An 11,838-nucleotide genomic window follows, 5' to 3' on the forward strand; every position below is an offset into this window, starting at 1 on the left:
GATGACGTTAGTCGTTTTTGGCGGTTGTATGCAACATATAGTTAACATCCACGCCCGGGGCAAGTTTGAATTTATCCGTTAGTGGGTTGTAGTGCAGGCCCGTGATGTGCTGCTCCTTAAGCCACGTCTGGTCAACCCAGCCCAGCAGTTCAGCAGGCTTGATAAACTTCTTCACGTCGTGCGTCCCTTTCGGCACCATGCGCAGCACATATTCTGCGCCGACCACGGCCATCAGCCAGGCTTTACCGTTGCGGTTAATTGTCGAGAAGAAGACCTGGCCGCCCGGCTTCACCAGTTTTGCACAGGCGTTTACCACCGACTGCGGATCCGGAACGTGCTCCAGCATCTCCATGCAGGTCACCACATCATACTGGTGGGCATGTTTTGCCGCGTGCTCTTCCACGGTTTCCTGCACATATTCCACCTGTATACCGGACTCCAGCGCATGAAGACGGGCAACCTGTAGAGGCTCGAAGCCCATGTCCAGGCCGGTGACGGTGGCCCCTTCGCGCGCCATGCTCTCCGCCAGGATGCCGCCGCCGCAGCCGACGTCGAGCACTTTCTTACCGAACAGACCGCCGGAACGCTCCGCGATATAGCCCAGACGCAGCGGGTTAATGCGATGCAGCGGTTTGAACTCACCTTCGAGATCCCACCAGCGGGACGCCACCGCTTCAAATTTGGCAATCTCTTCGTGGTCAACGTTGTGTGCCACCGGGGATTTTTCGGCATTCATGGGCGCTTTTACTCCTTATTTAGCAAGACAAATGAGTATATCAGGCAATCCCTGTGAATAAAGCGTATAGGTTTACCTGTATCACCGCGGCTGTGTTATAATTTGCGACCTTTGAATCCGGGATACAGTAGAGGGATAGCGGTTAGATGAGCGACCTTGCGAGAGAAATTACACCGGTTAACATCGAGGAAGAGCTGAAAAGCTCCTATCTGGACTATGCGATGTCGGTCATTGTTGGCCGTGCGCTGCCGGACGTCCGCGATGGCCTGAAGCCGGTACACCGTCGCGTACTTTACGCCATGAACGTATTGGGCAATGACTGGAATAAAGCCTACAAAAAATCTGCCCGTGTCGTTGGTGACGTAATCGGTAAATACCATCCCCATGGTGATTCCGCGGTGTACGACACCATTGTCCGTATGGCGCAGCCGTTCTCGCTGCGTTACATGCTGGTAGATGGTCAGGGTAACTTTGGTTCTATCGACGGCGACTCCGCCGCGGCAATGCGTTATACGGAAATCCGTCTGGCGAAGATTGCCCATGAGCTGATGGCCGACCTGGAAAAAGAGACGGTTGATTTCGTTGATAACTACGACGGCACGGAAAAAATTCCTGACGTTATGCCAACGAAGATCCCTAACCTGCTGGTGAACGGCTCGTCCGGTATCGCCGTGGGTATGGCGACCAACATTCCGCCGCACAACATCACGGAAGTGATCAACGGCTGCCTGGCCTATATCGACGATGAAGACATCAGCATTGAAGGGCTGATGGAACACATCCCGGGCCCGGACTTCCCGACGGCGGCGATCATCAACGGTCGTCGCGGCATTGAAGAAGCGTACCGCACCGGTCGCGGCAAGATTTACATCCGTGCCCGCGCCGAAGTAGAAGCGGACGCCAAAACCGGCCGTGAAACTATCATTGTTCACGAGATCCCGTATCAGGTGAACAAAGCGCGTCTGATTGAAAAAATCGCCGAGCTGGTAAAAGAGAAACGCGTTGAAGGCATCAGCGCGCTGCGTGACGAGTCTGACAAAGACGGTATGCGCATCGTGATTGAAATCAAGCGCGACGCGGTGGGTGAGGTTGTGCTGAACAACCTGTACTCCCAGACTCAGCTTCAGGTCTCCTTCGGTATTAACATGGTTGCGCTGCACCATGGTCAGCCGAAGATCATGAACCTGAAAGAGATCCTGAGCGCGTTCGTGCGTCACCGCCGCGAAGTGGTGACCCGTCGTACCATCTTCGAACTGCGCAAAGCGCGCGATCGTGCTCATATCCTTGAAGCACTGGCGGTTGCGCTGGCGAACATCGACCCGATCATCGAGCTGATCCGTCGTGCGCCGACGCCGGCAGAAGCGAAAGCGTCGCTGGTTGCGCGCCCGTGGGATCTGGGCAACGTGGCGGCGATGCTGGAACGTGCCGGCGACGACGCCGCGCGTCCTGAGTGGCTCGAGCCTGAATTCGGCGTGCGTGACGGTCAGTACTACCTGACTGAACAGCAGGCCCAGGCGATTCTGGATCTGCGCCTGCAGAAGCTGACCGGCCTTGAGCATGAAAAACTGCTCGACGAGTATAAAGAACTGCTGGAGCAAATTGCTGAGCTGCTGCACATCCTGGGTAGCGCCGAGCGCCTGATGGAAGTGATCCGCGAAGAGCTTGAGCTGGTTCGCGATCAGTTCGGCGACGAGCGTCGTACTGAAATCACGGCCAACAGCTCTGATATCAACATTGAAGATCTGATCAACCGCGAAGACGTGGTAGTGACCCTGTCTCACCAGGGCTACGTGAAGTATCAGCCGTTGACCGACTACGAAGCACAGCGTCGTGGCGGTAAAGGTAAATCTGCGGCGCGTATTAAAGAAGAAGACTTCATTGACCGTCTGCTGGTGGCTAACACCCACGATACGATCCTCTGCTTCTCCAGCCGTGGCCGTCTGTACTGGATGAAGGTCTATCAGCTGCCGGAAGCGAGCCGTGGCGCGCGCGGTCGTCCAATCGTCAACCTGCTGCCGCTGGAAGCGAACGAACGTATCACCGCCATCCTGCCGGTACGCGAGTACGAAGAGGGCGTGAACGTCTTTATGGCGACCGCCAGCGGTACCGTGAAGAAAACCGCGCTGACCGAGTTCAGCCGTCCACGTTCCGCCGGGATTATCGCGGTGAACCTGAACGAAGGCGACGAGCTGATCGGTGTGGATCTGACCTCTGGTTCTGATGAAGTGATGCTGTTCTCTGCGGCCGGTAAAGTGGTGCGCTTCAAAGAGAACGCCGTGCGCGCAATGGGTCGTACGGCGACCGGCGTGCGCGGTATTAAGCTGGCGGGTGAAGACTCCGTTGTTTCCCTGATCGTTCCACGTGGCGAAGGCGCAATCCTGACCGTCACCCAGAACGGCTACGGTAAACGTACGGCGGAAAGCGAATACCCGACCAAGTCACGCGGCACGCAGGGCGTTATCTCCATCAAGGTCACCGAGCGCAACGGGTCCGTTGTGGGCGCGGTGCAGGTGGACGATGCCGACCAGATCATGATGATCACCGATGCCGGTACGCTGGTGCGTACGCGCGTATCCGAGATCAGCGTGGTGGGCCGTAACACCCAGGGCGTTATCCTCATCCGTACGGCGGAAGATGAAAACGTGGTCGGTCTGCAACGCGTTGCTGAGCCTGTGGACGACGAAGAGCTCGATTCCATCGACGGCAGCGTCGCGGAAGGTGATGATGAAATCGCACCGGAAGCAGAGAGCGACGACGACGCAGCGGATGACGCTGACGAGTAATCTCTTCTGACGCATAAAGGGCCGGATTCCGGCCCTTTTCTTTTGCAGATGCAGATACGTGAACGTTGCGACAAGCCGCGTTTACCGCTACCTTAACCACATTCTTTTGACCCCGACGGCGGAGCCTCGCCCCTTTGAAATACCTCGTCTCCTTTCGTACCACGCTGAAAGTTTCTCGCTATCTGTTCCGGGCGCTGGCGCTCCTGCTTTGGCTGCTGGTGGCCTTGCTGTCGGTGTTTTACATCGTCAATGCGCTGAACCAGAAAGAAGCGGAGATCCGCCAGGAGTTTAATTTAAGCTCCGATCAGGCCCAGCGCTACATTCAGCGAACGTCTGACGTGATGAAGGAGCTGAAGTATATTGCCGAAAATCGGCTGACGGCAGAAAACGGTATTCTTGCCCTGCGCGGGCGCAATGATAAAACCGAAGTACCGGACTTCCAGCCGCTGTTCCCGGACTCGGATTGCTCCACCATGAGCAGCACCTGGCGCGGGTCGCTGGAATCCCTCGCCTGGTTTATGCGCTACTGGCGCGACAACTTCTCCGCCGCTTACGATCTCAACCGCGTATTCCTGATTGGCAGTGAAAACCTCTGCATGGCTGACTTTGGCCTGCGCGATGTGCCCGTCGAGCGCGATGATGCGCTGAAAAGCCTGCACGAGCGTATTGTGAAATATCGCAATGCGCCGCAGGACGAGCGCGGGAACAACATTTTCTGGATTAGCCAGGGGCCGCGCATGGGCGTGGGCTATTTCTACGCGCTGACGCCGGTCTACCTGGGCAATCGTCTGCAGGCGCTGCTGGGGATTGAACAGACCATCCGCATGGAAAACTTCTTCACGCCGGGCAGCCTGCCGATGGGCGTGACCATTCTGGATGAAAACGGGCATCAGCTGATCTCACTCGCCGGGCCGGATAAAAGTTTGAACGTCGATCCGCACTGGATGCAGGAACGCTCATGGTTTGGCTACACCTCCGGCTTCCGCGAGCTGGTGCTGAAAAAAAGCCTGCCGCCATCGTCGCTGAGCATTGTTTACTCGCTGCCGGTGGATATGGTCCTTGAGCGGATACGCATTCTTATTATGAATGCGATCCTGCTGAACCTGCTGGTGGGCGGGGCGCTGTTTACGCTGGCGCGCATGTATGAGCGGAGAATCTTTATTCCCGCCGAAAGTGACGCCCAGCGTCTGGAGGAGCACGAGCAGTTCAACCGCAAGATTGTCGCCTCGGCTCCGGTGGGGATCTGCATTCTTCGTACCCAGGACGGGACCAACATCCTGAGTAACGAGCTGGCGCACAACTACCTGAACATGCTGACGCACGAGGACCGGCAAAGGCTGACGCAAATCATCTGCGGCCAGCAGGTGAACTTTGTCGACGTGCTCACCAGCACCCACACTAACCTGCAGATCAGCTTTGTTCATTCCCGCTATCGTAATGAAAACGTAGCGATTTGCGTGCTGGTGGATGTCTCCGCGCGCGTGAAGATGGAAGAGTCGCTGCAGGAGATGGCGCAGGCCGCGGAGCAGGCCAGCCAGTCGAAATCCATGTTCCTGGCTACCGTCAGTCACGAGCTACGTACGCCGCTGTACGGGATTATCGGTAACCTCGATCTGCTGCAGACGAAGGAATTGCCGAAAGGCGTCGACCGGCTGGTAACGGCGATGAACAACTCCTCCAGCCTGCTGCTGAAGATCATCAGCGATATTCTCGACTTCTCTAAAATTGAGTCTGAGCAGCTGAAAATTGAGCCGCGCGAGTTTTCGCCGCGTGAGGTCATGAACCACATCAGCGCCAACTATCTGCCGCTGGTGGTGCGTAAACAGCTGGGGCTCTACTGCTTCATCGAACCGGACGTGCCGCTGACGCTGCACGGCGACCCGATGCGCCTGCAGCAGGTCATCTCTAACCTGCTCAGCAATGCCATCAAATTCACCGATATCGGCTGCATTGTGCTACACGTCTGCCGGGCGGGAGATTACCTCAGCATCCGCGTGCGCGACACGGGGGTGGGCATACCGGCCAAAGAGGTGGTGCGTCTGTTCGATCCGTTCTTCCAGGTCGGCACCGGCGTGCAGCGTAACTTCCAGGGCACCGGTCTGGGGCTGGCGATTTGCGAGAAGCTCGTCAGCATGATGGACGGTGACATTTCCGTGGATACCGAGCCCGGCATGGGCAGCCAGTTCACGATCCGCATTCCACTCTATTCCGCGCAGTATCCGGCAAAAGCCACGGTTGACGGGCTGAACGATAAGCGCTGCTGGCTGGCGGTCAACAATGCCTCGCTGAATGACTATCTGACGGCGCTGCTCGCCCATAGCGGCGTGAGGGTCTGCCGCTATGAAGGCCAGACGCCGGACGTGGACGATGTGCTCATCGCCGACGAGATGCCGGAACAGCCGTGGCAGGGGAGAGGAACGGTGCTCTTCTGCCGTCGCCACATTGGCATTCCGGTTGAACGTGCGCCGGGGGAATGGGTGCACAGCGTCGCAACGCCGCATGAGCTGTTGAGCCTGCTGGCCCGTATCTATAAAGTCGAGCTGGAAGAGAACGACGGTGCAGTCGCGCTGCCGTCACCGGAAGGTCTGGCGTCAGTGAATGACGATATGATGATTCTGGTGGTGGATGACCATCCGATTAACCGCCGCCTGCTGGCTGACCAGCTCGGATCGCTGGGCTACCAGTGCAAAACCGCCAATGACGGCGTGGATGCGCTGAATGTGCTGAGTAAAAATCATATTGATATCGTGCTGAGCGACGTCAACATGCCTAACATGGACGGCTACCGGCTGACGCAGCGCATCCGACAGCTTGGCCTGACGCTGCCTGTCGTGGGCGTAACGGCGAACGCGCTGGCGGAAGAGAAACAGCGCTGTCTGGAGTCGGGCATGGACAGCTGCCTGTCGAAACCGGTGACGCTGGACGTGCTCAAACAAACGCTGTCTGTTTATGCGGATCGCGTGAGAAAAACCAGAATATAAAAAAGGCCCGTAAGGGCCTTTTTTATTTGCCCGGCGGCGCTGCGCTTGCGAGTGCCTACGGGTTCTGTAGGCCGGGTAAGCGTGAGCGCCATCCGGCATTTACAGTGGGGGATCAATCCTTATCCGATGCGCTCAGCGTAACGGAGGAGAGATAGTTCAACAGGGCAATATCGTTGTCCACGCCCAGCTTCATCATTGCTGATTTTTTCTGGCTGCTGATGGTTTTAATGCTGCGGTTCAGCTTCTTGGCAATCTCGGTCACCAGGAAACCTTCGGCGAACAGGCGCAGAACTTCGCTCTCTTTCGGCGACAGGCGTTTGTCACCGTAGCCACCCGCGCTGATTTTTTCCAGCAGACGAGAGACGCTCTCAGGCGTGAACTTCTTGCCTTTCTGCAGCGCAGCCAGCGCTTTTGGCAGATCGGTCGGGGCGCCTTGCTTCAGCACAATTCCTTCGATATCCAGATCCAGCACGGCGCTCAGGATCGCCGGGTTGTTGTTCATGGTCAGAACAATAATCGAGATGTCAGGGAAGTGACGTTTAATATATTTGATGAGCGTGATCCCATCACCGTATTTGTCTCCAGGCATAGAGAGATCGGTAATGAGCACGTGCGCATCAAGCTTTGGGAGGTTATTGATCAGTGCTGTAGAGTCTTCAAATTCACCGACTACATTCACCCACTCGATCTGTTCAAGTGATTTGCGAATACCGAACAGTACAATCGGATGGTCATCGGCAATAATTACGTTCATATTGTTCATGTATAAGGCTACCTTGCTACAGCAAGCTTTTGACGTAGGCGTCAATGTCGCTGATGTATTTTTCAATGCCAGAGGCATCTTTCTCACGAATTAGATGTTCCAGCGTTTCACATAACTGCTTGCCGGGAACCAGATTAAGCATGGCAAACACCCCTTTAAGCCGGTGTGCTGTCTGTGCCAGCGCTGCAAAATCATTCGCAGCGGACTCAGTATACAACCGCTTCACATCATCTGGTACTGTATCAACAAAGAGGGAATAGTATCCGCTGGCGTGAAGCTCGGCATTTTCATTACCGCCTAACGGGGATTCCGTTATCTCTTCCTGCGCCAGCTGCTCTTCTATTAGTTGTAGTACAGCTTCCTGCATCGCATTGCTTATATTAAAGTTGACGCGCAGCTGGCCAGGGCCGATTTTCCGCACGCGTGACTCATCATCGCTTAAAAGCAAGCCCGAGGCAGTAAGATTAGACGGATTATCAGTTAAAAACAGATCAAATTCTTGACTTGCCAGCCTTTCATCCGGCGTGATGCAGGCCGCGCCCCAGTTTTCGAGCTGACGAACCACAATATTGCGGATCTCGTTTGAGGTCACATCCACCATCACCACGACGTCATCCAGCAGGCGTTCTTCATCTTCTTCCTGTGGATTGGCGGCCATTTTCACGTGGAGAGAGTAACGGGTGCCGAGCGATTCACGGGCCTTGATATTCAGATGGCCGCCGAGCTTACGTGCCAGCTGATCGCACAGCCAGAAGGTCAGGGCGTTAGCCTTGCCGTAATGATCGCTTTGCGTGTCATTCAGGAACGGGAAGTGCAGATTATCAATTTCACTCGCCGTCACGCCTTCCCCGGTGTCCAGAATGCGGAACGTCAGGCGATCTTCCGCCGACTCGTCGGTGCTCACTTCAAGGGTGATCTTGCCGATCTGCGTGGTGGTCACGGCGTACTGAATAATCATCAGCAGAATACGACGCAGCGCCTCGCGGTCGCCGTGACGTTCGTCATTGGCGGGTAAATGGTTGTTGATTAGCAGCTGCAGCCCTTTGCGCTTAATTACGGGCAGGACTTCCGGAACCACTTCATCGATCAGATCCTGAATGGAGAAGAGAGAAGGGGTACCTTTCCAGAAATCATTTTCCAGCATGTTTGCCAGCTGGATCTCATCCACCATGCGGACCAGCGAGTCGGCCTGGCAGGCGAGCTGGTGGCTTTCAGACGTGTTTAACGCCGCCGCCTGGGTCGCCAGCGTTTTTAACGGCTGCTTGAAGGCATCGCCAATATTCTGCATGAATGCCGCGCGCCCCTGCTGGTTCTTCTCATACAGCCTTTGCGCCTGCTTGAGCTTTTTATTCACCAGCACTTCGCGATCCTGATCGCGAATGATGAAGATTTGCGTACGCGGGGCCACCTGGCTGCGGAACTGACGGATCTCGTAAAGTTCATTGTTAATCGTGGCCTGAATAACCCCCTGGTGCTGATCCGCCATAGTGGTGATGTTCTGCAGGTTAAGGTGCGGCAGCAGATGGTCAGCAATTTTATTGCTCATCACCGTGCGATTCGATTCCTGATCGTGAACTAACACCCCTAGCGGCAGCACGGAGACAATCTCTTCATTGAGCGCGCGCAATACGCGCAGCTCGTTGGTGTTGCCCGCGGAGACCGCAGACGCGTCGCTCTGGCGTCCCGGCTGGAAGCGGAAGGTGCTGTAGCCAAACAGGGCCAGCGCCAGCAGACCAATATTCAGCAGCAGCGGCAGCAGAATATTTTGCAGGGTATCAAGCAGCAGCGTGCCGAACGGTACCTGCCACACCAGACGCATGCCGGTTGAGTTCAGCGACGAGGCAATTTCAATTTTCGAGCCGTTAAAGGAGATGGTGACGCTCTCTGCGGCCTCTTTGTCGGACGCCGCACGCATGTTCTGGGTGCTGCTGTCAGGCTCCAGACGGAAGCTGTCGAGCGGCATATCCGGCGGGATCAAATCATTAATGGGTAAATCGAAGGCCACGACCGTCGCCAGATGACCCGGCTGGTTAAAGGTGGTACGCAGGGTAAAATAGTGACCATTCTGCCAGGCCAATCGGCGCAGCGATGAGAAGCTCTCACGTTCATCAAGGGCATTGGCCTGCTGCAGCATTTCTGCCCGGCGGGAGTCGACAATGCTGCCGACCGTCGTCTCTTTAAATCCGGAAGAGAGATCTTTCAACGGCAGCGTCGAGATCAGGATCATGCTGTTGTCCTGACCGTTCAGATAGTACATCGACCACGGCACCGTTTCGGCGCCCCAGAGGGTATCCAGGTAGGTCGAAATACGCTGCGTCATCTCAAGGGTCGCGCTGTCGTGAGAGCCAAAGATAAGCGCTTCAGTCTTACGCTGCGGTTTTTCGAGATAGTAGACATCCTGTTTCAGCCGCGTCTCCTGAAGTCCATCTCCGGATGAGCTGGCAGGCGCTGCCGCAATGTTGTCGTAAATCTGCCAGGTGGCGTAGCGCCAGGTATCAATGCGCTTGTGTACGGCGTGGGTAATATCCACCACCTGATAGCTCTTATCCTTCAGCCAGGCATTAACCGCGCTCTGCACCATCACGCCCATTGTGACTAACAGCACCACGATCAAAAGAAGAAAGAAACGGGTGATGCTCCCGGGCAGGAGGGAGAATTTGCTTTGGGCGGTAGTTTCAGTCTGACTCATTGATATCTTTAACCCGTGATGGTCGTGCTCTGTGGCGATAGGGCAGTATAAAGGGTAATAACTGAATTTCCAGCGCCACTGTCCTTGAACAAGCGACTTTTTCGATGACCCGTGCGAGAGAGGAAGTACGCCTTAAATGTGTACAAGTACATAATGCATGTACAAATAAAAAATGCATTTTGTCAGAAAATAGCACGAATTAACAAGAAATTAAGTTTTGAGCGAATTTCCCCGTTATGCACAGGGGCGAGCGTGAATTTAGTTAATAGTCGTTACAATTACGCGGCGGTAGCACAAAAAAGGAAAAGTTACGTAAAGAAGGGTAAAAAAAACCGAATGCGACGCATCCGGTTGAATTAGGGATAAACAGACATTCAAAGCTGAATGACGGTAATAAATAAAGTTAATGATGATAGCGAGAGTTATTTTAGAGACTGGAGTCGATCTTGTTTTGTCATTCAGTGCGGTAACGTTTTTTATTTTAACTATTTGATATGTATTGGATGTTTTTTCGGTTTGATTATAAGTGCTAAATTTCTAAGCTTTTTGTGCTTTGTAAAAGTTCCTTTTCATTTACATCTTGAAACATGTTGATGGATAAATGAAACATCTTCAAAGTTTTCGTATCATATTCGCATTGGATTATTCTGTAATTTTGCGGAGAATGAATTTGCCGACTGGTTAATGAGGGTTAACCAGTAAGCAGTGGCAATTATAAGGCATATAACAGAGGGTTAATAAAATGAAAGTTAAAGTACTGTCCCTCCTGGTACCAGCACTGCTGGTAGCAGGCGCAGCAAATGCGGCCGAAATTTATAATAAAGATGGCAACAAATTAGATCTGTACGGCAAAGTTGATGGTCTGCACTATTTCTCTGACGACAAGAGTGCTGACGGCGACCAGACCTACATGCGTCTTGGCTTCAAAGGCGAAACTCAGGTTAACGATCAGCTGACCGGTTACGGCCAGTGGGAATACCAGATCCAGGGCAACACGACTGAAAGCGACAACCAGTCCTGGACGCGTGTGGCGTTTGCCGGTCTGAAATTCGCTGAAGCGGGCTCTTTCGATTACGGTCGTAACTACGGCGTGATCTACGACGTAACTTCCTGGACTGACGTTCTGCCAGAATTTGGCGGCGATACCTACGGCTCAGACAACTTCCTGCAGTCTCGTGCTAACGGCGTGGCGACCTATCGTAACCAGGACTTCTTTGGTCTGGTGGATGGCCTGAACTTTGCGCTGCAGTATCAGGGTAAAAACGGTAGCGTAAGTGGTGAAAACGTCGGTGGACGCAGCCTGCTGAAACAGAACGGCGACGGCTACGGTGCATCCGTAACCTATAACCTGGGCGAAGGCTTCAGCGTGGGTGGTGCGATGTCCTCCTCCAAACGTACCGCTGACCAGAACGCACCGGGCGTTTACGGTAACGGCGATCACGCAGAAGTCTATTCTGGCGGCCTGAAATACGATGCCAACAACATCTACCTGGCTGCGCAGTACTCTCAGACCTACAACGCAACCCGCTTCGGTACCTCTAACGGCAGCAGCCCGACTACCGCTTACGGTTTTGCTAACAAAGCGCAGAACTTCGAAGTGGTTGCTCAGTACCAGTTCGACTTCGGCCTGCGTCCATCCGTGGCTTACCTGCAGTCCAAAGGTAAAGACATCGAAGGTTACGGCGATCAGGATCTGCTGAAATATGTTGATGTGGGTGCGACTTACTACTTCAACAAAAACATGTCCACCTACGTGGATTACAAAATCAACCTGGTTGATGAAAATGAGTTCACCCGTCAGGCCGGTATCGGCACTGATGATATCGTCGCGCTGGGTCTGGTTTACCAGTTCTAATCGCGTCATCGTGTGACTAAGGGGCCTGAAG

General features: G+C 54.4%; 6 protein-coding genes. 3 read left to right on the forward strand and 3 right to left on the reverse strand.

The features are described from left to right. Positions 1–7: 7 nt before the first annotated feature. Positions 8–736 (reverse strand): bifunctional 2-polyprenyl-6-hydroxyphenol methylase/3-demethylubiquinol 3-O-methyltransferase UbiG, encoded by a 729-nt coding sequence (ubiG, locus tag IM284_RS11115; protein ID WP_020690665.1) that lies wholly within the window; start codon positions 734–736, stop codon positions 8–10. A 146-nt stretch (positions 737–882) separates the two neighbouring features. On the opposite strand from ubiG, the gene gyrA reads away from it, so the two are divergent. Continuing rightward, positions 883–3,519: a DNA topoisomerase (ATP-hydrolyzing) subunit A gene (gyrA, locus tag IM284_RS11120; RefSeq protein ID WP_028013903.1), complete on the forward strand. Its 2,637-nt coding sequence runs from the start codon at positions 883–885 to the stop codon at positions 3,517–3,519. A gap of 134 nt (positions 3,520–3,653) precedes the next feature. Then, positions 3,654–6,500: a two-component system sensor histidine kinase RcsC gene (rcsC, locus tag IM284_RS11125; protein ID WP_047367976.1), complete on the forward strand. Its 2,847-nt coding sequence runs from the start codon at positions 3,654–3,656 to the stop codon at positions 6,498–6,500. A 112-nt stretch (positions 6,501–6,612) separates the two neighbouring features. Here the strand turns inward: rcsC and rcsB are convergent, their stop codons facing one another. Together rcsB and rcsD are read right to left on the reverse strand one after the other, a co-directional pair. After that, the gene (rcsB, locus tag IM284_RS11130; protein WP_006176468.1) at positions 6,613–7,263 is read right to left on the reverse strand and encodes a response regulator transcription factor RcsB; all 651 of its coding nucleotides are present in this window, start codon (positions 7,261–7,263) and stop codon (positions 6,613–6,615) included. A 16-nt stretch (positions 7,264–7,279) separates the two neighbouring features. Further along, positions 7,280–9,952 (reverse strand): phosphotransferase RcsD, encoded by a 2,673-nt coding sequence (gene rcsD / locus IM284_RS11135; RefSeq protein WP_028013900.1) that lies wholly within the window; start codon positions 9,950–9,952, stop codon positions 7,280–7,282. Positions 9,953–10,694: 742 nt separating this feature from the next. Here rcsD and IM284_RS11140 point away from each other — a divergent pair. Continuing rightward, complete coding sequence (locus IM284_RS11140; protein WP_028013899.1) at positions 10,695–11,807, forward strand: porin OmpC; 1,113 nt, start codon at positions 10,695–10,697, stop codon at positions 11,805–11,807. The last annotated feature ends 31 nt before the right edge of the window (positions 11,808–11,838 follow it).

It is taken from the genome of Enterobacter cloacae complex sp. P12RS (assembly GCF_014895875.1).
GTDB lineage: Bacteria > Pseudomonadota > Gammaproteobacteria > Enterobacterales > Enterobacteriaceae > Enterobacter > Enterobacter bugandensis.

Bases quoted from the DNA above. Each gene is read 5' to 3' on its own strand.
- ubiG (WP_020690665.1), bottom strand. From the start codon at position 736: ATGAATGCCGAAAAATCCCCGGTGGCACACAACGTTGACCACGAAGAG.
- gyrA (WP_028013903.1), top strand. From the start codon at position 883: ATGAGCGACCTTGCGAGAGAAATTACACCGGTTAACATCGAGGAAGAG.
- rcsB (WP_006176468.1), bottom strand. From the start codon at position 7,263: ATGAACAATATGAACGTAATTATTGCCGATGACCATCCGATTGTACTG.
- rcsD (WP_028013900.1), bottom strand. From the start codon at position 9,952: ATGAGTCAGACTGAAACTACCGCCCAAAGCAAATTCTCCCTCCTGCCC.
- IM284_RS11140 (WP_028013899.1), top strand. From the start codon at position 10,695: ATGAAAGTTAAAGTACTGTCCCTCCTGGTACCAGCACTGCTGGTAGCA.